Source organism: Sphingobacterium multivorum (assembly GCF_900457465.1).
In the GTDB taxonomy this organism is placed as follows: domain Bacteria; phylum Bacteroidota; class Bacteroidia; order Sphingobacteriales; family Sphingobacteriaceae; genus Sphingobacterium; species Sphingobacterium multivorum.
The window spans coordinates 1,747,067-1,771,407 of the sequence record NZ_UAUU01000011.1; the positions used below are offsets into that span (position 1 = coordinate 1,747,067).

The following is a 24,341-nucleotide window of genomic DNA, read 5'->3' on the forward strand; positions in this document are numbered from 1 at the left end:
AAGCATATGGATTGATAACCACGGGACTACCTGCTATTTTGATAAGTGTGATAGCAATTGTGAAACCCTGTTTTTTTTGATTGGCAGCTCAATTATTGATATTTGGTTTGAGAGATTCTAGCGGGGTAAAATGGCTTTGAGAGGCCAGAATAAGCGCTGATAGAATCTAAACCTGTAATCCAGCACGTCCACGGCAAATCAGTGGCTGATGGATTCAAATTTTCAAATTTATGGCAAATATGGGAAATCAGGCCTATTTTGATACGGCTATTATTGAACGCATAAAAATGGCGCGGGTACAGGGACCGGAAATATTGGATCTGGTCGCTCATCACTGTGTCGAGTCAATTTTGCTTGAAGGGCATTACAGGCTCTCTCTTCAGGGGATCCTATCAAAGCTGTGCAGTTCATCGGAACAGATCGTCTTTAATAGCTTTAACATTCTGGTATACAAGTATTATCGTGAAAGTACGTCCGTCAGTTTTTATGCTAATAAATTAAAACTTACAAGTAGAAGGCTTTCCGAGCTCTGCGCAGCGAATAGCGGGAAATCTGCAAAAGCATTCATTTCTGGAATTGTAGTCCGGGAGGCTATCCGCTTGATCAGACATTCGAATCTATCCATTTCGCAGATTTCTTTCGAAATAGGTTTTAGTAATGTCGCAAATTTCAGAAGTTTCATCAAGAAACATACCGGCAAACAGCCCCATTTGCACCGTAACGAAAGAGATAATTAATTTTGGATAACGTATATCATTTGCGGTCTAAAGGCAGGGATGAGTATAAACCAGACAGACCGGTGAGGGCAAGCAACCGCAAACCCTAAATGGCATTTCGCAAAGACTATTTTTTCAATGACGCAGCCCCCGGGCTGCTTCATTTGTTATGAAGCAATATCCACTGCTTCATAAAAGGCTCTCGCAAAGCGTGACTTTGCTTTTTCAAATCCTGATTCAAATCAAGTATTTATTTCAATAAATTGATATTTGTTTACTAATTTTATTAGTATGTCAATCGCTTTTAGTATATTTGTTTAGTCAACGAAACGTTTCCCCGGATGCAATATCACGCTCAAAGCATGAGGAATGTACATAGCGCAAGGGTGAGGGGCACGAATAAAATAGATACAATGCACGCAAAGTTTATTCAGCTTATCAAACAACACTGCCAGTTATCGGAGGCAGAAATTGATCTGTGTAAGAACTATATGGAGCCAGTGCGCTATGCCAAACATCAGATCATCGAAGAGGAGGGAAAAGTACCGGCTTACCTCTATTTCGTTGTATCGGGCTTTGTACGTCTTTTCATTATAACGATAAAGGCGACGAACTGACGACACATATCAACTGTCCCCCGGGATTTATATGCTCTTACCAGAATTTTAGCAATCAGACGCGTTCCGAAGAAAACCTGGAAAGCATCACCGACTGCGAACTGCTGCGTATCACTAAAGCAAACCTCGATATGCTAACTGCACCATCGCCTGCATTTAAAGACTTTAGTGTGTATGTGTTTCAGCAAGCCTTGAGTTATAATGAGAAGAGATCGAAAGAGCTAGCCACGCTTACGGCCGAAAAACGCTACCTCAAGCTCATGGCCGAACAGCCAGATCTGCTGCACAACGTACCCATGCAATATATCGCATCGTTCCTCGGCATGAACCCCAAAAGTTTGAGCTGTATCCGCAAACAGATCATTAGATGATACTCTTCTTGGCCTACCTGATGGAACACCAGGAATTACTTTAGTGCAAATCTTGAAAATAGAATCCCACACGGATCGCTTTCAGGCCAACCAGTCCCTGCAGATCTTCCACCTCAAACTGCTCGATATTTTCGTCGAGTAATCCTTTGTGCTGTAGTAGGTTGATGTATCCCATATATTCTGTTTCTTCATGTACATTGGAGTAGACAACAACCAGTTTGCCTTTTTGTGTGATGCGCTCCGTCGAGCCCTTGATCTTGGCTTTATCAATGCGTTTCTTGGCAATCTCGTAGCGTACATTATAGGATCCATCGATATCAAACTGCTTCTCGTCCATGCGAAAGCGGATGGAAATGGGGGTGGCAAAGACCAGTACCAATGAGGTCACTTCCAGCTGATGCGGAAGGGCGGGCTGGAGCTGCCTAAACTCGCGTTCCATCGCGCACATCACCTGCAGCTGCCACAGCCGTAAATTGCGTAGGTAGTAGAGCTCAAAATTCCGACCGGGAGCGATGGAGGCCCCGATATACATGTTGTGCTCGATACCGTCTGTCTTGTAGCGCTCGTAGTAATGTGGAAAGTATTCTTGGGCTTCCACCTGCTTTTCGTCGAGGATGGCCACCAGCTTTTTATTGATCAGCGTGATGGAGTTGTCATAATCCTGTCGGGCCTCATAAAAACCGCCGATAGAGAGGTTGATTCGCTCAAAATAGCGGTCGATGGCTTCGGTGGCGACGCTATTTTTGTTGTTTTTCCTGAAATTTTCTAGAATAGGGTGAATATCCTGGTTAAAATAATCGAGCATAAGCTGTTCCGTATCGGTCAGCAGCGCTTGCTGCAGCGTAGTCAGGTTTCTTTCCAGATCGAAGACCTTTTGCTCAAAGAGCGGTAATCGCTGCGTTTGGTTGATCGCCGTGAACAATGCGATCAGTTCCTTGCTCTGATTGATGAGGTCCTGACGGATGGCCTGATTGCGGGATTCTGAGGAGCCCTGTACGTCGATCTGCCCATAGAGCGGATAAACATGGTCAAAGACGATTTCCTGCAGGGCATAGTCTTTTCCAAAGGCGCGGTCGTTGAGGAAATGGATGGCTTCCTCCTGAAACCGCCATTTGACACTAGGGTGTATGGCGGTATATTCCTTTTGGATCACCGCTTCGACCTGATTTTCAGTTTCGGCAAATGCTTTCGAGACTTTATCTTTGATAAAGGGTAAAATGAAGTTGAGCTTGTTGGCATTGACCGAATTGAGCTCCCGCACTTTGGATGAGGACATTTCCAGTAAGCCCAGCACTTTGTCGCCTTCGACGAGGGGAACAAAAATAAAGCTCTTCACCTGTTGCTGCTTGAGCTTGTTGATAAAATAGGCCTGCTTTGGATCACCCAGCGGCAGCTTGTCAATATCCGGTACAACAAAATATTCGTCCTTGGTGAGCAGGTTTTCCAAGGTCTCGCTGCAGAGCATGTTTTCACATTCCTCGATCGTCGAGTCGTAAAGCAGATGACTGTACAGCTGTTTTTCGACAATCCGTAAGTTGTACTCGTTCCTGACCTTTTCAAAGGAGGTCAATCCGATGCGCAGATCATTTATTTTATAAATCGACCGGAAAATGCTTTCTATTTCTGCCAGCTGGACAGCGCTTTTTTCGCGCAGCAGATTGCTCTTGAAGCTGGATACCGCATTTTCAATGGTCGCATCAAAAAGTGTCATAATGGAAAAGCCTTTCAGGATCCAGCTCTGCTCGGGGAATTTGGACTTCCATAGGGCAATATCCGAAAAGTTGTCGACCAGTTCGGTAATATCTTCAGCCGTAAGATCGAGTACCCGTTCTGTCGGAAGGACATCGATAAAATCGGCATTGAATAGGACGCGGTAATGATGGATGATATTGTCCTTGTCTGGAATATCCAAAAAGAGGGGGGCATCCATGGCATCCACCTTAAAGCCATAATACTGGCTGATGATAACGCAGCAATTGAGAATGTAATAGGTATCGGGCGAGATATCACGAAGGCTAAATTCATAGTGATCGCCGGCATCCGCTAATATTTTTTCCAGTCTTGCGGTATGGTTGAACGTATAGAGATGGAAGGGAATGGTAATGGCCTTGATCTCATTATGTGTCAGTGAGCTCGGGAACAGGTCGGCCAGCAGCACCTTGATAATAGGCTCATAGCGCAGCAGGTCTTCTGCTTTTTCGACCCCATCGATAAGTTCGGGGTATTTGCTGATTTCTTCCAGCAGCGATCGGGCATAGCTGGCCTGAAAGCCAACCGGCGATAGGGCCGCTGCTTCAAAGGATGGTATAATCTTATGAAAAAGCGATCAGGGTTTTAAACGGACTGGAATCAAAGGCGAAGTTAAACTGCATAATGGTTGTTCCCGAATAAATTAGATTATTGCTGGAAGATGTACAAAAATATAAAATAATCGGCGAAAAGAAAACCCAAAGCGGCTGGATAAAAACACTGCAATGACATTGACGCCATTGAACTGTGTTTCCAAATAATGTTGTATGCTTCGAAAACTGCAGTGTAAGAACATGAACGAACCGATGCGGTTTCAAAATTTTTTTGTAATGCGTATTACTTACCATTGAATTTAATGGTAGAGGATCTGTAAATAGGGATTGTCATTTTTTCACCTGTTGCGCGAAATGCCGTGAGAAAATTATAGCTTTCATTTTTTTTCAGGTCTTTGGCAAAATCTTCAAAAAAAAGATTAATCCCCCCGCCTGTATCGAAGATAAAGTTTCCTTTCTTTCCTTCGATTTCAGCTTCTACTACAATATGACCGGGGGTAATAGTTGTAATGGAAGGCTTTGGCCCAAGGTGGTAAATGGTAGGATTATGATGGCGATTACGCTTAAGTAAAATTGCCTCGTTAATACGGTTTTATACATGTCGGAGTGATTTTAGATTTAAAGATGAAATGGTCATTTTTAATCGCTTTTGCCAGAATAGCTAAGCGAATCTTTATTTCAATATAAAGATAAATAAAATTGCTTATAGTTTCATCATCTACCTTTAAAACTGGACTGTTACTTATCAGGTGATAAAGACAGCTGTCGACACACTTTCAATTTCTATCAGCATCAGCTCAAAAATTCCAGCTTGTTCAATACGGTCGGAACACGAGACAAGAAAATGTTTTTTTCTTTCGTTGGTATTAATCCACTCCCCGGGTATACATGGCGATCCTATAGATGGCTGTTGAAGCAGTGATAAATAGATCCGTACGATCTTTACCTCCAAAACAGACATTGGATGTCCATGGTTCATTTACTTCAATATGGCCAATCAGCAGGCCCGTCGGACTATAAATAAAAACGCCTTTGCCTGTCAGATAAATATTTCCGTAATGGTCCAATGTCATCCCGTCAGATCCCTGATCGATAAGCGCTGTCTGTCCGCTGAGCTTGCCGTCAGATTTAATGGTATACCTGTACGTTTATTCCGTTCGATATCTGCGACATAGAGGTATCTTCCATCGGGCGAGCCGACAATGCCGTTCGGTTTGCTGACATCATCAGCTACTACGATGGGTTTTTTCGCTTTTCCTGGCGGAAGGTAGTAGACTTTCTGCCCCGCTATTTCTGGCTTTTTCCGGGGCCAATAATCGCGCAGATAAAAGGGGTCTGTAAAGTAGATGCCACCTTTCTTGTCTGCCCAAAGATCATTTGGACCATTCAGTTTCTTTCCATCGATAGCGGTCAGCAGGACGGTAACCTGACCATCTTTGCTGATTGACCAGATTTCGTTCTTTTCGTCGGCACAGGCAAGGAGCTGACCCTGATGGTTAAAGTAAAGTCCATTTGCGCGGCCTGCAGAATCTTTAAAAAGCGCAAGTTGCCCTTTGGTGCTATATTTCCAGATTTTGTTATTGGGCTGGTCGGTAAAATAGATGTCTCCGGTCTTGTCCACTGCCGGCCCTTCGGTAAAGGCAAACTGTCGGGCTATTAATTTTAGGCTGTCCTGATGAAACAACTGTGCGCTGAGATCTAAGCCATTTAAGGAGAAGAGTACGGACAGCAAGAGTGTAGGCCAGTGCCTGCGAGAATGAGCTGAATGGAACATATCAACTAATTTATCAATTTTCCGGCAATAAATAATTTTCTTGGGCTATATCACCTGGCCTTTATAATATTTCTTTCTTAACCAAAAAGCTACATTGACCAAGGCAATCAATGCGGGCACTTCCACGAGTGGACCGATAACACCGGCAAATGCCTGGCCACTGTTGATGCCGAAGACGCCAATAGCAACAGCAATAGCCAACTCAAAATTATTACCAGAAGCTGTAAAGGAAATGGCTGCATTTTTGGAATAATCTGCGCCCATTCGTTTACCGATAAAAAAGCTCACCAGGAACATAATGGCAAAATAGATCACCAAAGGACCCCCAATTCTGACAACGTCCATAGGAATCTGAACGATCAGTTCACCTTTCAGGCTGAACATGACTACAATTGTAAATAATAACGCGATTAAGGTGATGGGAGAGATCATGGGTACAAATTTGCTTTGGAACCATTCTTCTCCTTTTAACTTAATCAGGCTATAACGGCTGATTATGCCCATTGCAAAGGGAATACCCAAATAAATTCCGACACTTTCCGCAATCTGACCGATCGAAATATTAACATCAAGACCTTTCATGCCAAATACTGGAGGCAGAACAGTGATAAAGATATAAGCGTAGACGCTGTACAATACAACCTGAAAATGCTATTGAGGGCGATAAGTCCAGCAGCGTATTCGCGGTTTCCTTCTGCCAGCTCATTCCATACAACGACCATTGCAATGCAGCGAGCTAGCCCGATAAGAATAAGGCCGATCATATATTCGGGGTAGTCCCGAAGAAATACAATAGCCAGGATAAACATTAAAATAGGCCCTATGATCCAGTTCAGGAGCAGGGAAGCCCCCAGTATCTTTGTGTCCTTAAATACGTTGCCCATATTTTCATATTTCACTTTGGCAAGTGGTGGATACATCATCAGGATCAGGCCAATGGCAAGTGGAATATTGGTGATACCGCTTGAGAAAGAATTGATAAAATCAGACGAAGACGGGAAAAGGAATCCAATAGATACTCCGACTGCCATCGCCAGGAAAATCCATAAGGTAAGGTATCGGTCGAGGAAACTCAATTTTTTCCTTTCATGTGCTGGGGCGCAGTTGTTGGCTGACATATTTTTTTGTTAGTGGGTATGTTTATTTATCGAGATTTTCCGCTACAAATTCAGCACTGTATGTTTTGATAAGATCACGTACCCTTCTGAATTCATTCATAACTTCTTCCTCCGTTCCGGTGGCTTTTGCCGGGTTGGGAAATTGTAATGTAGCTTTTTAGCCCTTGAAGGAAAATATGGACAACTCTCTTGGCATTATCACAGACCGTAATTACATGGTCAAAGTCTATTGCCGCATACTCATTGACATGATTAGAGGTGTGGGATGAGATATCAATGTCGGCTTCAGCCATAACCTGAATGGCTTTAGGGTTAACGCCATGCGTTTCTATGCCGGCGCTATAAACCTCGGCTCGGCTACCTGCGAAATGTCTTAAAAATCCTTCTGCAATTTGGCTGCGGCAACTGTTGCCGGTGCAGAGTACCAATATTTTTTCCATTTTTTAATGTCTTGATTAGCAGCAGCCGCCACCAGGTTTACAAACGGGGCCATCAGCAGCCAGATTAACCATTTCCAGCTTTACAGGTTCGGCTTTAGCAACGGGTGCGCAGCATTCTTCTCCATCTGAAGTGGTGCCACAGCTTCCCCCGCGGTTAATGGCTTTGCACTGGGTATAATCTGGAGTAAGGTTAACGATTAAATCTTGTCCGGATACGGTAAATTACCCGGATACATTTGGCGTGTATCGAACTGCGAGTTGCCAAATTCAATTTTTACAATAGCATTGGGATTAAGCCGGTAATTTCTTTTCAACGATATCCACGATAGACATCGCTTTACTTGCTTGCATTGCACGGCCTTCTTCTGTTTCCCTTGGTTCCCATAGTTGGACAATGATTTCAGTCCAGGAGTTCATTACGCCACCACAATCGACGGATATGATCGGAGCCTGTTTGATTTCTGTGATATGGTAGGAGGGATCTACCATTTACCTGCTGCATATTCAAATTGTAAAATTTGATTCGGGTTTTGCTGGAGCTGCGTTTTTAAACGTTTCCCAGTTGATAAATTCGGAGTTGTTCATGCTATATTGCAATTTAACGATTAATTGATGTAAATTTTTTAGCAACAGTTTGTGTTCTCTTTATAAGAGTCAAAGAAAGCTGCCAGGTTTGTTTTCAATAATTTCCAGGCTTTCGGTTCAATGCAATAGCATACCCGTACACCCTCAATGGTGCCCTGGATAATACCCGCATTCTTCAATTCTTTAAGGTGCTGGGAAATTGTTGGCTGTGCCAATCCTAGTTCCTCAACCAGATCACCACAGATACACGAATTTGCATGGATGATGGATTGAAGGATCGCAATACGGGCAGGATGGCCCAACGCTTTGAGCATTGTGGCGAGCTGATTCTGCTCTTCTGTGAATATTTCTGTCTTAGTAAGTCCCATAATATTATTGCAATATTACGATTAATTTTTCTAAAATCCCAAATTGTAAACATAAAAATTATGCTACGATGATATTAATCGAAGTATTGCGCTCAAATCGAACTCGAAATGGCCTAATATCAACTTTTGGAGCAAAGGGTTATATTGGTGTAAAAAAAAAGAGACAACCGATACTCGGCGTCTCTTTTTGTACCTAGGGCGGGAATCGAACCCGCACTCCCTTAACGGGAACAGGATTTTAAGTCCTGCGTGTCTACCAGTTCCACCACCTAGGCAGGTGAGCGAAAAACGAGATTCGAACTCGCGACCCCAACCTTGGCAAGGTTGTGCTCTACCAGCTGAGCTATTTTCGCATTGGAATTATTATTCTTTCAATCTGTCAGAACCTTGCGTTCTTCCCTTTTGGTGGTGCCAGCTGGATTCGAACCAGCGACACAAGGATTTTCAGTCCTTTGCTCTACCAACTGAGCTATGGCACCTTTTCAATTGAGCTGTCTGCCTTATTGATGATGCAAATATAGACGGATTATTTGAATTACGAAAGCTAAAAGCGCTTTTTTTTGCGTTTAAACGCCAACCTGCTGATTTTTAAGGAAAAAAAATAAGGGGCTATTCGTGTAGAATAGCCCCTCTATAGGATATTGGTCGAGTTGATTAAGACAATTTACCAACTTCTAATACCAAGTCAACGATTTTGTTTGAATATCCCCATTCGTTGTCATACCAAGAGACAACTTTAACGAAGTTATCATTCAATGAAATTCCTGCTTTTGCATCGAAGATTGATGTACGTGCATCACCTAAGAAATCTGAAGAAACAACTTCGTCTTCAGTATAACCTAAGATACCTTTCAATTCGCCTTCAGAAGCTTCTTTCATTGCAGTTTTGATTTCTTCGTATGAAGCACCTTTGTTCAAACGTACTGTTAAGTCAACAACTGAAACGTCTGCTGTAGGAACGCGTAATGACATACCGGTCAATTTACCTTTCAATTCTGGAAGAACCAAACCTACTGCTTTAGCAGCACCTGTAGATGAAGGGATGATGTTTTGGTATGCACCACGACCACCTCTCCAGTCTTTTACTGAAGGACCGTCTACAGTTTTTTGTGTTGCTGTAACCGCGTGTACTGTTGTCATCAAACCTTCAACGATACCAAATTTATCGTTTAATACTTTAGCGATAGGCGCTAAACAGTTTGTTGTACATGAAGCGTTTGAAACGATGTGTTGATCGGCTTTCAATTCTTTGTGGTTTACACCCATGACGAAAGTAGGGGTGTCGTCTTTCGCTGGAGCAGACATCACCACTTTTTTAGCACCTGCATCGATGTGTTTTTGAGCCAACTCTTGCGTCAAGAAGAAACCTGTAGATTCGATGATTACTTCAGCACCTACTTCATTCCATTTTAAGTTTGCCGGATCTTTCTCAGCTGTAACACGGATAGTTTTTCCGTTAACAACCAAGTTACCGTCTTTTACTTCTACAGAACCGTCAAATTTGCCATGTGTTGAATCATATTTCAACATATAAGCCATATAATCTGGTTCAACTAAGTCATTGATACCAACAATTTCAATTTCTGGACGATTGATAGCCGCTCTAAATGCTAAACGACCAATACGTCCAAATCCGTTAATTCCAATTTTCATATTCTTAATTTTTATTGATATAATATTTAATTAAATTATGTATCGGTTCTTTTACAACATTACCAATACTGATATTAAATTCGTCTGTGGCAACTTCCCGAAGCAAGTGCTCATAATTAAACGCTACTGAACCCGTAAAGTTTACGTCACTGTCCGGATATTCTTTCATTAAGGGCTTGATGTAGGTTTTTATAAACGTACGAAGCCCATTTTTAACCAATTGACTAATGAATAGATGATCTTTATTTTCGAGGACAAAGTCTGTAAATGAATTCAGAAAATTTGTCGGTTGTGGGGAAATATACACCCTTTCCAAAATGGTTTTCTTATCGATGTTAAATTCTCTTTCCAGTTTGTCCCGCAGATCAACAGGTAAGGTATCCGTCATGTAATGTTTGAGCAGCTGCTGGCTATTCCAGTTTGTCGCCCCCTCATCGGCCAGAATATAACCTAGACCATAATTGTTGTCAATGATTTTTTTCCCTGTATAGTAAGCTGCATTTGATCCACTGCCAATGATGCCAATAATTCCTCTTTCGTCGCCGAAAGTGGAAATTGCCGAAGCAATGACATCATGATCAACCCGTACGCGCGCATTGACGAAAAAACGTTCGAGGACGTTTTTTATTTTATCTTTACGTTCCTTCGAGGAAGATCCCGCTCCGAAAAAATAGATCCGTCTGATTTTTTCGGCATTGTTGATCAAATTGGTGTTTTTATGCAAATGCTGTAGTATGGAGCGCTCATCCTGAAGATAAGGATTGATCCCGTTCATGCGGAACCCCGTAGTGATCCGCCCCTTGTCGGCCAACCGCCAGTCTGAAAATCGAGATCCACTATATACTACTGCTATCATGTCTGTTCAAATTACGATTATAAAATCTCAGCCATTTCCAATAAATCAGGGCTAAGTTTAATTTCCTTATTGCTGATTGCTTCTTCAATTGGAGTTGTCTTGATTTCATTACCACGAAGCCCAACAGTAACTCGTGTGTTTCCGGCCAATAATTCATTGACCGCAGCAAAGCCCAATCTACTCGCAAGCACGCGGTCGAAAACTCGTCGGAGAACCACCCCGTTGCAAATGCCCTAATATACTAACTTTCGTGTCGTAATGATCAAACTTTTCTTTTACTTTTTTTGCGACATAATAAGCACCACCATTTTGGTCGCCCTCTGCAACAATAACTATAGATGACGATTTCTTCTTAATGGCACCGTCTTCTAAATGACGGGATTAGATCGTCAATGGCCGTTTCTTTCTCTGGAAGTAAAATGGCTTCGGCTCCGCCAGCAATACCGGCATTTAAGGCGATACAGCCTGAATCACGGCCCATCACTTCAACAAAGAAAAGACGTTCATGTGACGCCGCAGTATCTCTGATTTTATCAATCGCTTCGATGACAGTATTGTTGGCTGTATCGTAGCCGATAGTATAATCAGAACCGTAAAGGTCGTTGTCTATCGTACCCGGAATACCTATAATAGGTATTTCAAATTCTTTGGAGAAGAAGTTAGCACCTGTAAAGGTACCGTCACCACCAATGACCACCAAGGCATCTACACCGGCAGCGATTAGATTGTCATAGCCTTTTCGACGGCCTTCAGGCGTCTTAAACTCCATGCAACGCGCGGTTTTTAATATTGTACCACCACGTTGTATAATATTGCTGACCGAACGCGTATCCATTTCAATGAAATTTGCGTCGATCAAACCTTGGTATCCTTGATAAATACCCGTTACTTGCAATCCTTTATGTAATGCTGTTCGAACGACAGCACGAATACAGGCATTCATGCCAGGAGCATCACCTCCCGACGTCAATACACCTATTTTTTTAATTTCTTTTATCACACGCTATATTTTAGGTTTTACGAATATAAGATTTTTATAGTGTATATTCTACACTTTGAATAAATTTTTCAATATTTTTTTGCGCATCACGTTTAGGAAGCGTATAATTGTTACAGATAACCCGATGATTAGTAACCGCTAAATTTAGCTCAGTATATTGCACATAAATAAATTTAGAAGTTTTGTATAGTAATTTTACCGTTGACTGTGTCATATTAGGCTTTCACGAAGGAGAATTAAAAGTTCTTTTGGCCGAAAGAAATGAATATCCTTTTAAGGATTGGTGGGCATTGCCAGGTTTTTTCGTGGATAATGACGAAGAGATGGAAGATGCCGTAAAACGAATTTTGTATGAGAATACAGGTTTGAAAGATGTATTTATGGATCAGCTGCATTCCTTTGCCGGATTAAAACGGCATCCAAAGGGACGTATTCTGACGGTGGCGTATTACGCCCTCGTGCAGCTGGATAATACCAAATTGAAAACCAAACCTGTTACAAACTATATGAAGCAGGCAAAATGGTTCCCCGTTCGGAATGTACCTGAACTGGCCTTTGACCATAAGCAGATTTTGGACCTCTGTCTGGAGCGGTTGCAGCGCCGCCTCGCCTATAAGCCGATTGCTTTCGAGCTGCTGCCTGAAAAATTTACCACTCACCCAGCTACAGCTGGTGTATGAGGGAATTTTGAATAAACCACTCGATAAACGCAATTTTAGAAAGAAAATGCAGAATTATGGCTTTCTAAAAGAGCTCGACGAAGTGCAGACTGGAGTAGCCTATCGTGCAGCAAGGCTCTATAAATTGGATAAACGAAAGTTTTTAAAACATTTTCAGAACACGGTCGCATTCTAATAGATCTGTTCGTATAATAAAAGGCAAACTTTCGAGTTTGCCTTTTTTTTTGAAAGTGTCTGATCTTATTGGCCAGAAAGAACCTTCAGTTTGCTTTCATTGCTGCTGGTGTCTGCGAAGTCATTGAAGGTTTTGTTGTCAGGTTAATATCAAAATTATTACAATTTCAAAATTTATTTTGTCCAACATGTTACTTTTTATATTTTTGAACAATTTTTGATAAAAGTCAGAAAGTAGAAAGGAGTTTTTTGAAGAATGGAAGATAGAAAAGATCAAATCATTCATGCGGCGATAAGACGCTTTATGCATTACGGTTTTAGTAAGACTACGATGAATGAAATTGCGGAGGATATAAAAATTACCAAAGCGAATTTGTATTACTATTATTCGGAAAAGAATGCACTTATAAGGGATGTGATTGTGCGTTTGACGGATGAATATAGGGAAGAGGAGGAGAAGATGGTGGCTGTGCATGTGGGCACCACCTACGAGCTGATCATTAAAATTTTGGAACTGCGCGATGCATTTGTCCGGAAATACTATATGTTGCACATGAATGAAAATCTGGAATGGATCAAGGGACTTTCCATGCAGGATTTTTTCCAGTGCCTACACGACCGTGATGTGAAAGCCTTGTTTGAGATCCTTGAGATCGGTGCCGAAAAAGGTGAAATCGATGGGGAGCATCTCTATGAAACGGCCGAAATCTATGTGGAATTGATGAATAGTTTATCCCTGATGTGCAATATCTCCGATATCATTTCAGGAATTCCAAATCAGGATCGTTTTGATGAAGTGCTGCAAAAGCAAAAGCTGGCTACCAAGCTTTTTTTTAATGGTATAAATAAAAAGTAGATATAAAATTAGGATAAATAAATTAGGAATGAAAACAATCAGAATACTAGCCAGCCTTTTATTAGGTACGATGGTTTTCCAGAGTCATGCACAGCAACAATTGAGCTTAAGTGATGCGATTAAATTTGCTTTGCAGAACAAGGCTGATGCGAAAAAGGCAGGTCTCGATGTCGTAAATGCCGAACATAAAATTGCGGAAGTTAAATCGGGTGCATTACCACAGGTCAATTTTAACGGTGGTATCACTTACAATCCAATGATTCAAAAGGTCGCTTTACCAGGAGAGCTTGTGGGCCAACCGGGAACCACAGTAATGGCTGCTTTTGGACAAAAATGGCAATCGACAAATTCGATAAGCTTAAACCAACAGCTATTTAATCAAACTGTATTTACTGGACTGAAAGCTGCCAAGACGACACGCGAATTTTATGTGATCAACAAAACATTGACCGATGAGCAATTGATCGAAAAGGTGGCCAATAGTTATTATGATGTTTATCAATCCAAATTGCAGTTAAAAACGGTTGACAATAACTTGGAAAGTACCACCAAAACTAGGGATGTCATCGAAGGACTTTTTAAGAATGGGTTAGCGAAGAAAATTGACCTTGACCGTACAAATGTAGCCGTTACAAATTTGAAAGCTTCTCGCCAGCAGCTGATTAATGCCGTTGAATTAAAAGAGAATGCACTAAAATTTGTCATTGGTATGCAGATGTCGGAGCAGATTGTTATGCCGGCGTCAACGTTTGAAACAGTTGCTCTGGATGCCATATATGACCCGCTTGATGTGTCCAGTAGAACGGAGATCCAGGTGCTCACTAAACAAAATGAATTACTAGAGTTGAACAAAAAAGCTGAAGCATCCAAATACTACCCCACTTTATCTTTGACTGCGAATTACGGTCGTCAGGGTTTGGGACCTGTTTTCCCAATCTTTTCGAAAGCTGAAGGTGTAAATTGGTCGGGATTTTCAGGAATTGGTCTTAATTTGACGGTTCCTATTTTCAATGGTTTCCTCACACGTTCTAAAGTTCGTCAGGCACAGATCGATATCGATAAGTTGCAGGTTGATATCGCGGATACAAAATTGGCACTGAATCTGGCAGCAGAAAACTCCAAGGTTCAGATTAAAAATTCTTTGTTAACAATTGAGTCAAACCGTAAGAACGTGGATTTGGCAAAATCAGTGCTGGAAGATACTAACAACAATTACAAAAATGGTCTGGCAACATTGACCGATCTTTTGGATGCGGAAAATGCCTATGCAGATGCCCAGAATAATTTAAATACCTCTTTGCTCGATTATAAAATTGCTGAAGTGCAGCTGATCAAAGCGAATGGAAATCTTAAATCACTAATTAAAGAATAATTGACTAATACAATATGAAACGCGGAATTATTACCTTACTTATTATTGCTGCTGGTCTAGCAGGAATATTTTTTGTGTTAAATAAAAATAAAAAGAAAAATGAGGCCGAAACTGCAGAGGTAGCAAAGAAAAATGTGGCTATTGCAGTGCGTATCGATACGGCAAAAGTATCTTCCATGGACTTACGTTATACGGCTAACGGAACATTTTCTCCGAAACAAGAAGTAACTGTTTCAGCTGAGACTGCAGGTAGAGTGGTGAAAGTATTGGTTGATGAAGGTTCTCATGTGAGCGCCGGACAGACTTTGGCGATCATCGAGGGCGATAAACTGAATGTGAACGTAGCGAATGCGCAGGCTGCATTTACCAATGCGCAGGCCGATCTGCATCGCTTTGAAAGTGCCTTCTCTACAGGTGGTGTAACCAAACAACAGTTAGACCAGGTGAAATTGCAATTTGAGAATGCGAAAAATAACTTAAAAGCGTCTAAATTGAATGCTGGCGATGTGACCATCAAAACTTCGGTATCGGGTATCGTCAATGCACGTAAAATCGAACCGGGCACTTACCTAAATGTGGGCGCTGCAGCCTTCGATATTGTCAATGTCGCCACCTTGAAATTGCGTGTCAATGTAGACGAAAAGAATGTGGCTACCTTAAGGATCGGTCAATCTGTTGATGTGACAGCGAGTGTATATGCAGACCAACGCTTTATAGGTAAAGTAACTTTTATTGCGCCTAAATCGGATGGTAGCTTAAACTTCCCGGTGGAAATCGAGGTAAATAATGCATCGAACCAATTGCGTGCTGGTATGTACGGTACAGCCATCTTCGGTGAAGGTGTTGCTAGCAATACGTTGATCGTACCTCGTAATGCCTTTGTGGGTAGTGTGAGCGACAACAAGATCTTTGTGCTGAAAAACGGTAAAGCCATCGAAACAAACGTCAAATCAGGTAGAAACTTTGGTGATTACATCGAGATCTTAGGTGGTTTGCAAAATGGGGATCAAGTGATTGTTTCGGGTCAGATCAATCTATTTGACCAAAGCCCTGTAGAGATTATTAAATAGAGCATACTGTAATCGGTAGCAGATGGAACCTCGGTTGCATAGCTATTAAAAATAAATTATTCGAATGAAAATTACCGAAATATCGATAAAACGCCCCAGTATAATTATCGTATTATTTATAATACTGACATTAGGCGGGTTGTTTTCTTATACGCGATTGGGCTATGAATTGGTCCCTAAATTTGAAATTAACGTCATTACGGTACAGACGGTCTATCCGGGAGCTTCACCTGCAGAGGTGGAGAGTTCGGTGACCAAAAAAATAGAGGATGCCATTTCATCCTTGGAAAGTATCAAAAAGGTGGAGTCGACTTCCCTTGAAGGGGTATCGATTGTCATGATTACCCTCAACAACGGTGCGGATGTCAACTTCCTGCTTACGGATACTCAACGGAAAATCAATGCCGTGATCAACGATCTGCCGGATGATGTAAAGACACCTTCACTCTCCAAATTCTCCCTGGATGATGTGGCCATAATGAGTTTGGCCGTCACGTCCAACTTATCGGAAAAAGAACTCTACGATCTTTTGGACAATAAAATCCAGCCGGTCTTTGCGCGGATCAATGGTGTTGCCAAAGTGGACCTGATCGGAGGTGAGGAACGTGAAATCCAGATCTCTGTAGACCCGAAGAAAATTGAAGGTTATGGACTGACAATTTCGCAGGTACAGCAAATTGTAGCATCATCCAATCTCGATTTCCCGACAGGTAACGTCAGTACTCGTGATAACCGGACAACCATCCGTCTTTCGGGTAAAGTAACTTCAATCGAGGAGCTGCGTAACCTCCCGATCACAACGCCGGCAGGGGTGCAGATTTATCTGCGCGATATCGCCGATGTGCGGGATGGTATTAAAGAGATTGAAAAAGTAGCCCGCCTGGACCGTCAGAATACAATCTTATTGCAGGTCTTTAAACAGTCTGATGCAAATGCGGTAGCGGTGTCCGAAGCTGTCAAGAAAACCATTGCGGTACACGATAAAGACGGAAAAGTAATTTCTGGTGTAGAGAAGGATTATGCTGCACAGAATATTAAAATTCTGGTTGCCAATGACTCTTCAGAATTTACCTTGAATGCAGCCGATAACGTGATCCATGACTTAATGATTGCCATTGCATTGGTGGGCTTTATCATGTTGTTCTTCTTACAAAGTTTACGTAATGCGGCGATTACCATGGTGGCGATTCCATTATCTTTGATCGCTACCTTTATTGGCTTGCTTTTGATGGGCTATACCTTAAACTTGATGTCTTTACTCGGTTTATCCCTGGTAGTAGGTATTCTTGTGGATGACGCGATCGTTGTTATCGAGAATATTCACCGCCACATGGAGATGGGTAAAAACAAGGTGCGTGCGGCCTATGATGGTGCTTCGGAAATCGGATTTACCGTAACGGCGATCACCTTGGTTATCGTGGTAGTGTTCCTGCCGATCGCGATGTCTACGGGTTTGGTGGCCAATATCCTGGCACAATTCTGTGTGACGGTAATCATCTCGACTTTATTATCCTTATTGGTGTCATTTACGGTAGTGCCTTGGTTATACTCGCGTTTCGGTAAATTGGAGCACTTGAGCAAAACTTCTTTCTTTGGTCGTATTATTCATGGTTTTGAAAGCGGTTTGAACAGCTTTACACATTGGGTTGCGGGATTGTTGACCTGGGCTTTAAAGAACGTCGGTACGAAATTGGCTACGTTGTTTTTGGCAATCGGTTTACTTGTTGCATCGTTTTTTTTGGTCGGTATGGGGTATATTGGTTCGGACTTCTTCCCGAGTATCGACCGTAAGGAGTTTTTCATCCAGTTGGAACTCGATAAAGATGCTTCCCTGGAGAAGACCAACTTGTTGACGCAAAAAGCGGAGGCTTACATTAAATCGAAACCTGATGTCAAAGAAATTATTACGACAGTGGGGCAGTCTTCGGACGGTATGGCTTCAACAACGGGTTCGCGTTATAAATCGGAGATCCACGTGATCCTCGACAAGGAAAATTTTGAGGGTAACTCACAGGTGTATTCAGCGACGCTGAAGCGTGAACTGGAAAATAAACTGATCGGTGCAAAAATCAAAACCGTCAACGTGGGTATCATGGGAGCGGAGCAGGCACCATTGAAGCTGACCATTATCGGTGCTTCTGTCGAAGATGCACAGGAATTTGCAGAGAAGGCGGCAGATCAATTACGTAAGATTCCTGGGGCTGCGGGTGTCAAATTGACTTCTGAAGCGGGTAACCCTGAGATCAATGTGAAGATCGACCGTGATAAAATGACCTCTTTGGGACTGAATGTCTCTACTGTGGGGATGACAATGCAGACGGCATTTTCAGGAAATACGGATAACAAATACAGAGCGGGTGATAACGAGTACGATATCAATATCCGCTATGCGGAAAATGGTCGTGCCAATATCGACAACGTACGTGATCTGAAATTTATCAATAATCAGGGTGCCTCTATTTCTTTGGATCAATTTGCCAATGTAACTTTTGGTTCGGGACCTACGTTGTTGGAACGTCGCGACAAGTCGCCGGCAGTATCCATTCAGGGACAGGCAATCGGTAGACCAATGGGTACCGTAGCACAAGAGTGGCAGGCACAGTTTGAAAAACTGCCGCGTAAACCGGGTATCGTCTTTATCTGGGGTGGTAATATGGAAAACCAAACCGAAGGTTTTGGTACTTTGGGTATTGCCTTATTGGCATCTATTATCCTAGTATACTTGGTAATGGTTGCTTTATACGATAGTTTTATCACACCATTTGTGGTCTTGTTCTCGATTCCATTGTCGTTTATCGGAGCCCTATTGTTCTTGGCGCTGGGAAATCAGACCTTGAATATATTTACGATTTTGGGTATCATCATGTTAATTGGTCTGGTGGCCAAAAATGCGATCATGCTGGTTGACTTTGCCAACCATCGTAAGGAAGCTGGCGATAATACACACGATGCGTTGGTGGCAGCCAATCACGCGCGTCTTCGTCCGATTTTGATGACGACAATTGCCATGGTATTTGGTATGATTCCTATCGCAATCGCTACTGGAGACGGTGCCGATATGAATAGAGGTCTGGCGATCGTTATCATTGGTGGTTTGTTATCTTCTTTATTTTTAACCTTGGTTGTTGTACCGGTGGTGTACTCCATATTTGACAGTCTTCAACGTCGTTTTGGAAAGAAAGAAAAGACAAATTATGAAGCCTTGATGAAGGAAGATTATGACCATGTCGACGTGGCAGAACATTAAAAAATAATACATTTTACAATAGAAAAAGGCGGCTAATAAAACATTAGCCGCCTTTTTTGTGTTAATTTTAGGTTAATCAATCGATTGCGTAAATATTTTTTATTACATTGCGGCGCATTAACAAAATATACACTTAAAATTGAGACATACATGTGTGGAATTGTAGGATACACAGGTTATCGTCAGGCGTATGGTATCGTCATTGACGGATTACAAAAGTTAGAATACCGTGGTTATGACAGTGCTGGAGTGGCATTGCATAAAGGTGAGCAGATCGATGTTTACAAAAAAACAGGTAAAGTCGCAAACTTGGAAGAGTTTGTGTACGGAAAAGATCTACAGTCGACCACAGGGATAGGCCACACCCGTTGGGCTACCCATGGTGAACCTTCTGATCGGAATGCACATCCGCATTATTCCAATAGCGGACGCATCGCGATGATTCATAATGGCATCATTGAAAACTATGCTTCCTTAAAATCAGAATTAATAAATAAAGGTTATACGTTTAAAAGTGATACTGATACAGAGGTTCTGGTCAACTTTATCGAAGAAATCCAATCGCAGAATGAATGCTCGTTAGAAGAAGCGATCCGTATTGCTTTGAAACGGGTCGTCGGGGCCTATGTAATCCTCGTATTGGAAGCAGGTCATCCGGATCGTATTATTGCAGCACGTAAGGGAAGTCCTTTGGTAATTGGTATCGGTAAAAATGAGCATTTTTTGGGTTCAGATGCTTCCCCGATGTTAGCGTATACCAAAGAAGTTGTTTACATCAATGACTATGAACTGGCCATTATCACACCAGAGGAGCTGATCCTTAAAAATCTGGGTAATGAGCGCATCACACCTTATGTCCAAAAATTGGATCTGGAACTGTCAGCTATTGAAAAAGGGGGCTTTGATCACTTTATGTTGAAAGAGATCTTTGAGCAACCGCAAACGATCTTTGACTCGATGCGTGGACGTTTGGATCTGCAATCCCATCAGATTACACTGAGCGGCATTGAAAAATTTGCCAGTGAGATCAGCAACACCAATCGCATTGTAATTGTTGCCTGCGGTACCAGCTGGCATGCCGGGCTTATTGCAGAATATGTTATTGAGGAATTGTGCCGCATAAATGTAGAAGTTGAATATGCGTCGGAATTCCGCTACCGTAATCCGGTTATTCATCCGGGAGATGTGATCCTGGCGATTTCCCAAAGTGGTGAAACGGCTGATACATTAGTTGCGTTGGAAAATGCAAAAAAACAGGGTGCTATTATATTGGGTGTGGTCAATGTTGTTGGATCTTCTATCGCCCGACTTTCGGATGCAGGTGCCTATACCCATGCTGGACCAGAAATCGGCGTAGCAAGTACGAAAGCATTTACAGCACAGTTGACTGTATTGAACCTGATTGCCTTAAAGATTGCTTCTTTAAGAGGCTCCATCAGTGAAGAGCGTTATCAAAAACTCGCAAAGGAATTAAATGAAGTGCCTGAAAAGGTGGAGTGGATTTTGGATACGCAGGTTGATAAAATTAAAACCATTGCCAAAAAGTACAAAGATGCCCGCGACTTTCTTTTCTTGGGTAGGGGATATAATTTCCCGGTTGCCCTGGAAGGTGCGCTTAAACTCAAGGAAATTTCCTATATCCATGCCGAAGGTTACCCTGCAGCAGAGATGAAACATGGACCGATCGCATTGGTTGATGAGAACTTGCCTGTTGTTTTTATCGCTACAAAAGATGCTTATCACGAGAAGATTGTTTCAAATATTCAGGAGATCAAAGCACGTAAGGGAAAGATCATATCGGTGGTTACCAAGGGCGATACCGTTTCTGAAAATCTATCGGATGATTTTATGGAAATTCCGGAGGCAGATGAGATTATTGCGCCATTGATTTCGGTTGTACCATTGCAACTGCTATCGTATTATATTGGTGTAGAACTCGGATTGGATGTGGACAAACCACGTAACCTGGCGAAGTCGGTAACTGTAGAGTAAGGAGGCCTATGAGTGTATTGAAGAAAAAACCTTTGGAACAGCTGGGCTATGGATTTATCCCAGATGAATTTATTCCAGCAGGACAAGATGAATATACCCTGCGCTTTCAGCAAAACCCGCGTAATGACTACCGCGATCTGACGGAAACGGAGATTCAACAGTTGATTCATAACGGTAACTGGTCAAGCGACTGGACCAAGGTCAAAGTATCGGCAGTCTTCGATCCGAATCAGGTGCAGCACTGTAAGTTCTATGGTCTGGTCCGTATCGGCAATTTGAGTCCGAGTTACCTGGATTACCGCAATTTGCAGCTGCCCATTGGCCTGTACCATTCGACGATCATCAGCTCGGACTTTGGTGACGATGTTGCTGTTCATTATGTGGGCTACTTGTCCTACTTTATTGTTGGCAATGAAGTGCTGTTGAGCCAGATCAAGGAAATGGAGACCGGTAGTACAGCCAAGTTTGGTAATGGCATCCTCCGTGACGGTGAAGAGTCGGAGAAACGGATCGAGCTGGAGCTCTGCAACGAAAATGGTGCCCGCTCGGTTTACCCATTTGATGGCATGCAGGCTGCAGATGTATACCTTTGGACCCGCAATCGGCATGATCATGCTTTACAGCAGCGATTTGGAGAACTGACGGATCAAAAATTTGGAAGTCAACGCGGCTATTACAGCCAAATTGGCGACCGTTGTGTCATCAAAAATACGTTAACGATCAAGAATGTCAAGATCGGGACTGATGTTTATATCAAAGGGGTCAGCAAGCTGAAAAATGTAACCGTCAATTCCTCGCAGGAATCGTATACGCAGATCGGTGAAGGCTGTGAGCTTGTTAATGGAATTATTGGCTATGGCTGTCGTATATTTTATGGCGTTAAAGCCGTACGTTTTATCTTGGCTTCCTATTCGCAATTGAAATATGGTGCGCGCTTGATCAACTCTTATTTGGGTGACAACTCGACAATTTCCTGTTGTGAAGTATTAAATTCCCTGATTTTTCCAGCCCATGAACAGCACCATAACAACTCGTTTTTATGTGCGGCATTGGTGATGGGCCAAAGCAATATGGCTGCTGGAGCAACTGTAGGATCGAATCACAACTCCAGAGCTGCGGATGGTGAAATTATCGCGGGACGTGGTTTTTGGCCCGGACTCTGTGTCAGTCTAAAACACAACTCCAGATTTGCATCGTATTGCCTGATTGTAAAAGGGGATTTTCTGCATGAACTGGATATTAAGCTACCTTTCACCTTAGTAAGCAATGACGTACAACATGATCAACTGGTCCTGATTCCGGGGTATTGGTTTATGTACAATATGTACGCATTGGTACGAAATGCGAATAAGTATGCGGCGCGGGACAATCGACATTTCAAAAATCAATATTTTGAATACGATATGTTGGCACCGGATACGGTGAATGAAATGTTTGAAGGGATGGATATGCTGGCCTTGGCCGTTGCAGACAGCCTTCACACTGCAGCAGGGAAGGATGAGCGCGAACGTATTGTTGCCGGTCGGGCACTGCTTGCCAACAACATGGACCTAAAAGATAAGACCATCGTGTTGCAAGGGGCCGAAAATTCACGCAGACCGACTGTTATTCAGAAGGTTGGCGAGGCTTATCACTTATATCGTTCGTTTATTAAGTATTATGGTGTACTGCACCTGATGGATGCCCTCGAGGAAGGTATGTCACTGCAGGGTATTATGGCCTCCTTAACGGGCCGATCGCGTACGAACTGGGAGAATATCGGTGGACAGCTGATCGAAAGCAATGCCCTGCACACTTTCTTAGATGATATCAAATCAAAAAAGATAGATTCGTGGGATGATATTCATGAATTCTATCATGATAAAAGTAAAGATTACCCCCTAGATAAACGTGAACATGCACTCTTGTCTTTAATCGAAGTCTTAAATTTGGAAGGTATGGTTTTATCAACAGATAAAATTGTATCTTTGTTGGATCAGGCGCTTGGGCACCGGATCTGGATTGGTGAACAGATTTATAAATCCCGGGCCAAAGACTACAAAAATCAGTTCAAAAACATGGTCTATGCCAATGATGAAGAACGTGATATTGTGGTCGGAAAACTGGAGGACAATTCTTTTATCAATCAACAACAAAAAGAATTAGAGATATTCAAGATAAGGGTTGCTAATTTGAAAGGGCAATTTTAAAAGAAAGGCTTCCGCTCGGAAGCCTTTTCTTTTTTGACCTGCTGTTCTTTTTGTTGACCAGTTGCTTTTTTGACCTGCTCTTCTTTGGCCTGCTGCTTCTTTTCTTTGACCAGTTGCTTCTGTTTTTTGTCTGTTTTCTAATCCTGGCGGCCGAGGCTGCTATGAAGCTTGCTTTTGTCGTTCCACGCCTTTACTCGTTGATTTTATCGAGCGGCTTACGTTTATTGTCTTTGATCTGTTTAAAGTGGCTTGGCGTCAATCCGGTTACTTTTTTGAATTGATTACTTAAATAGGCAACACTGGAGTAATTGAGTTTATAGGCAATCTCACTTAATGTCAGTTCATCGTAAACCAATAGCTCTTTGACATATTCAATTTTCTGGCCGATGAAGTATTTTTCGATGGTGATCCCTTCAACATCCGAAAATAGATTGGAGATGTAGTTGTAATCATGGTGCACTTTCTTGCTGATGATTTCGGAAAGATTAAGGCTGGTGTCGTTATGTTGATTACGGATGAGATCCAACACCACATGTTTTACCTGTTCGATGATGACGGTTCTTTTATCGTCAATAAGTTCAAACCCAAGTTCCGAAAAATTTTCAGCAAGTTGCTTGCTCTCCGCTTTGGTCAGTTCTTCTTCAATTTCCACCTGGCCCAAAGAAATATGCTTAACATGGAGATTGAGCTTCGCCAGTTCATTTTCAACAACCATTATGCACCTATTGCATACCATATTCTTTATTGCAAGTTTCATAAGAATTATTTTAAATACAAGTTACTCATGTAAACTCAAAAATCGCTAATTTATTAGACATGGGGTTGTAATATTTAGGGTTTATCTTGTAGTATTTTGAAAATAGGCTGTGGGAAAAAATAGGACGGAAGGGTTAGATCGCCTACAGATGAGTGTCAAGGAACGGATGCTAAGCGTTTATTTCAGTCAAGGCTTTATTTCCG

General features: G+C 42.2%; 17 protein-coding genes, 3 tRNA genes and 4 pseudogenes. 11 read left to right on the plus strand and 13 right to left on the minus strand.

Annotated features, from left to right (window positions below; genetic code table 11):
• The first annotated feature begins 230 nt into the window (after positions 1-230).
• From DTA23_RS25005 to DTA23_RS29920, 3 genes are all read left to right on the plus strand, one after another.
• Positions 231-737 carry a helix-turn-helix domain-containing protein gene (locus DTA23_RS25005; protein ID WP_112376341.1) on the plus strand — a complete coding sequence of 169 codons (507 nt, stop codon included), beginning with the start codon at positions 231-233 and terminating at the stop codon, positions 735-737.
• Between the two features lie 392 nt (positions 738-1,129).
• A complete protein-coding gene (locus DTA23_RS29915) occupies positions 1,130-1,333 on the plus strand; it encodes a cyclic nucleotide-binding domain-containing protein (RefSeq protein WP_236586045.1) in 204 nt (67 codons plus the stop codon).
• A gap of 131 nt (positions 1,334-1,464) precedes the next feature.
• A complete protein-coding gene (locus tag DTA23_RS29920; RefSeq protein ID WP_239468852.1) occupies positions 1,465-1,704 on the plus strand; it encodes a cyclic nucleotide-binding domain-containing protein in 240 nt (79 codons plus the stop codon).
• Between the two features lie 40 nt (positions 1,705-1,744).
• On the opposite strand, the gene DTA23_RS25015 is transcribed toward DTA23_RS29920, so the two are convergent.
• The 12 genes and pseudogenes from DTA23_RS25015 to pfkA form a co-directional block, all read right to left on the minus strand.
• On the minus strand, positions 1,745-3,862 hold the full coding sequence (locus tag DTA23_RS25015) for a GAF domain-containing protein (RefSeq protein WP_112376342.1): 2,118 nt from the start codon (positions 3,860-3,862) through the stop codon (positions 1,745-1,747).
• Between the two features lie 1,011 nt (positions 3,863-4,873).
• Positions 4,874-5,781, minus strand: a pseudogene (locus DTA23_RS25030) (SMP-30/gluconolactonase/LRE family protein).
• A 45-nt stretch (positions 5,782-5,826) separates the two neighbouring features.
• Positions 5,827-6,899 (minus strand): annotated as a pseudogene (gene arsB / locus DTA23_RS25035) (ACR3 family arsenite efflux transporter).
• A gap of 22 nt (positions 6,900-6,921) precedes the next feature.
• Positions 6,922-7,339, minus strand: a pseudogene (locus DTA23_RS25040) (arsenate reductase ArsC).
• 291 nt (positions 7,340-7,630) lie between these two features.
• The gene (locus DTA23_RS31005; RefSeq protein WP_256604666.1) at positions 7,631-7,828 is read right to left on the minus strand and encodes a DUF6428 family protein; all 198 of its coding nucleotides are present in this window, start codon (positions 7,826-7,828) and stop codon (positions 7,631-7,633) included.
• Between the two features lie 134 nt (positions 7,829-7,962).
• On the minus strand, positions 7,963-8,292 hold the full coding sequence (locus tag DTA23_RS25050) for an ArsR/SmtB family transcription factor (RefSeq protein WP_112376344.1): 330 nt from the start codon (positions 8,290-8,292) through the stop codon (positions 7,963-7,965).
• Positions 8,293-8,482: 190 nt separating this feature from the next.
• Positions 8,483-8,567, minus strand: a tRNA-Leu gene (locus tag DTA23_RS25055).
• A gap of 5 nt (positions 8,568-8,572) precedes the next feature.
• Positions 8,573-8,645: transfer RNA gene (locus DTA23_RS25060), tRNA-Gly, on the minus strand.
• A 50-nt stretch (positions 8,646-8,695) separates the two neighbouring features.
• Positions 8,696-8,771, minus strand: a tRNA-Phe gene (locus DTA23_RS25065).
• 175 nt (positions 8,772-8,946) lie between these two features.
• Complete coding sequence (gene gap / locus DTA23_RS25070) at positions 8,947-9,945, minus strand: type I glyceraldehyde-3-phosphate dehydrogenase (protein WP_070561154.1); 999 nt, start codon at positions 9,943-9,945, stop codon at positions 8,947-8,949.
• 4 nt (positions 9,946-9,949) lie between these two features.
• Positions 9,950-10,801, minus strand: coding sequence for a hypothetical protein (locus DTA23_RS25075; RefSeq protein WP_070561153.1), 852 nt, complete (start codon positions 10,799-10,801; stop codon positions 9,950-9,952).
• 17 nt (positions 10,802-10,818) lie between these two features.
• Positions 10,819-11,744, minus strand: a pseudogene (gene pfkA, locus DTA23_RS25080) (6-phosphofructokinase).
• A gap of 239 nt (positions 11,745-11,983) precedes the next feature.
• Here pfkA and DTA23_RS25085 point away from each other — a divergent pair.
• The 8 genes from DTA23_RS25085 to DTA23_RS25115 all read left to right on the plus strand — a co-directional run bounded on the left by DTA23_RS25085 (position 11,984) and on the right by DTA23_RS25115 (position 23,381).
• On the plus strand, positions 11,984-12,481 hold the full coding sequence (locus tag DTA23_RS25085; protein ID WP_370445149.1) for an NUDIX domain-containing protein: 498 nt from the start codon (positions 11,984-11,986) through the stop codon (positions 12,479-12,481).
• 7 nt (positions 12,482-12,488) lie between these two features.
• Positions 12,489-12,656, plus strand: coding sequence for an NrtR DNA-binding winged helix domain-containing protein (locus DTA23_RS30760; RefSeq protein WP_370445150.1), 168 nt, complete (start codon positions 12,489-12,491; stop codon positions 12,654-12,656).
• Positions 12,657-12,911: 255 nt separating this feature from the next.
• Positions 12,912-13,511 (plus strand): TetR/AcrR family transcriptional regulator, encoded by a 600-nt coding sequence (locus DTA23_RS25090; RefSeq protein WP_112376345.1) that lies wholly within the window; start codon positions 12,912-12,914, stop codon positions 13,509-13,511.
• Between the two features lie 28 nt (positions 13,512-13,539).
• Positions 13,540-14,883 carry a TolC family protein gene (locus DTA23_RS25095; RefSeq protein ID WP_112376346.1) on the plus strand — a complete coding sequence of 448 codons (1,344 nt, stop codon included), beginning with the start codon at positions 13,540-13,542 and terminating at the stop codon, positions 14,881-14,883.
• A gap of 14 nt (positions 14,884-14,897) precedes the next feature.
• The gene (locus DTA23_RS25100; protein WP_070561150.1) at positions 14,898-15,953 is read left to right on the plus strand and encodes an efflux RND transporter periplasmic adaptor subunit; all 1,056 of its coding nucleotides are present in this window, start codon (positions 14,898-14,900) and stop codon (positions 15,951-15,953) included.
• Positions 15,954-16,017: 64 nt separating this feature from the next.
• Entirely contained in the window at positions 16,018-19,200 is a 3,183-nt protein-coding gene (locus tag DTA23_RS25105; protein WP_112376347.1) for an efflux RND transporter permease subunit, read from the plus strand.
• A gap of 150 nt (positions 19,201-19,350) precedes the next feature.
• Positions 19,351-21,192 carry a glutamine--fructose-6-phosphate transaminase (isomerizing) gene (glmS, locus tag DTA23_RS25110; RefSeq protein ID WP_112376348.1) on the plus strand — a complete coding sequence of 614 codons (1,842 nt, stop codon included), beginning with the start codon at positions 19,351-19,353 and terminating at the stop codon, positions 21,190-21,192.
• Positions 21,193-21,200: 8 nt separating this feature from the next.
• Complete coding sequence (locus tag DTA23_RS25115) at positions 21,201-23,381, plus strand: DUF4954 family protein (RefSeq protein ID WP_112376349.1); 2,181 nt, start codon at positions 21,201-21,203, stop codon at positions 23,379-23,381.
• A 190-nt stretch (positions 23,382-23,571) separates the two neighbouring features.
• Here the strand turns inward: DTA23_RS25115 and DTA23_RS25120 are convergent, their stop codons facing one another.
• The gene (locus DTA23_RS25120; RefSeq protein WP_070561147.1) at positions 23,572-24,138 is read right to left on the minus strand and encodes an AraC family transcriptional regulator; all 567 of its coding nucleotides are present in this window, start codon (positions 24,136-24,138) and stop codon (positions 23,572-23,574) included.
• Between the last annotated feature and the right edge of the window lie 203 nt (positions 24,139-24,341).

Excerpts from the sequence above, each read along its gene's own strand:
- DTA23_RS25005 (WP_112376341.1), top strand. The coding sequence starts at position 231 with ATGGCAAATATGGGAAATCAGGCCTATTTTGATACGGCTATTATTGAA.
- DTA23_RS29915 (WP_236586045.1), top strand. The coding sequence starts at position 1,130 with ATGCACGCAAAGTTTATTCAGCTTATCAAACAACACTGCCAGTTATCG.
- DTA23_RS29920 (WP_239468852.1), top strand. The coding sequence starts at position 1,465 with ATGCTAACTGCACCATCGCCTGCATTTAAAGACTTTAGTGTGTATGTG.
- DTA23_RS31005 (WP_256604666.1), bottom strand. The coding sequence starts at position 7,828 with ATGGTAGATCCCTCCTACCATATCACAGAAATCAAACAGGCTCCGATC.
- DTA23_RS25050 (WP_112376344.1), bottom strand. The coding sequence starts at position 8,292 with ATGGGACTTACTAAGACAGAAATATTCACAGAAGAGCAGAATCAGCTC.
- gap (WP_070561154.1), bottom strand. The coding sequence starts at position 9,945 with ATGAAAATTGGAATTAACGGATTTGGACGTATTGGTCGTTTAGCATTT.
- DTA23_RS25075 (WP_070561153.1), bottom strand. The coding sequence starts at position 10,801 with ATGATAGCAGTAGTATATAGTGGATCTCGATTTTCAGACTGGCGGTTG.
- DTA23_RS25090 (WP_112376345.1), top strand. The coding sequence starts at position 12,912 with ATGGAAGATAGAAAAGATCAAATCATTCATGCGGCGATAAGACGCTTT.
- DTA23_RS25095 (WP_112376346.1), top strand. The coding sequence starts at position 13,540 with ATGAAAACAATCAGAATACTAGCCAGCCTTTTATTAGGTACGATGGTT.
- DTA23_RS25100 (WP_070561150.1), top strand. The coding sequence starts at position 14,898 with ATGAAACGCGGAATTATTACCTTACTTATTATTGCTGCTGGTCTAGCA.
- DTA23_RS25105 (WP_112376347.1), top strand. The coding sequence starts at position 16,018 with ATGAAAATTACCGAAATATCGATAAAACGCCCCAGTATAATTATCGTA.
- glmS (WP_112376348.1), top strand. The coding sequence starts at position 19,351 with ATGTGTGGAATTGTAGGATACACAGGTTATCGTCAGGCGTATGGTATC.
- DTA23_RS25115 (WP_112376349.1), top strand. The coding sequence starts at position 21,201 with ATGAGTGTATTGAAGAAAAAACCTTTGGAACAGCTGGGCTATGGATTT.
- DTA23_RS25120 (WP_070561147.1), bottom strand. The coding sequence starts at position 24,138 with ATGAAACTTGCAATAAAGAATATGGTATGCAATAGGTGCATAATGGTT.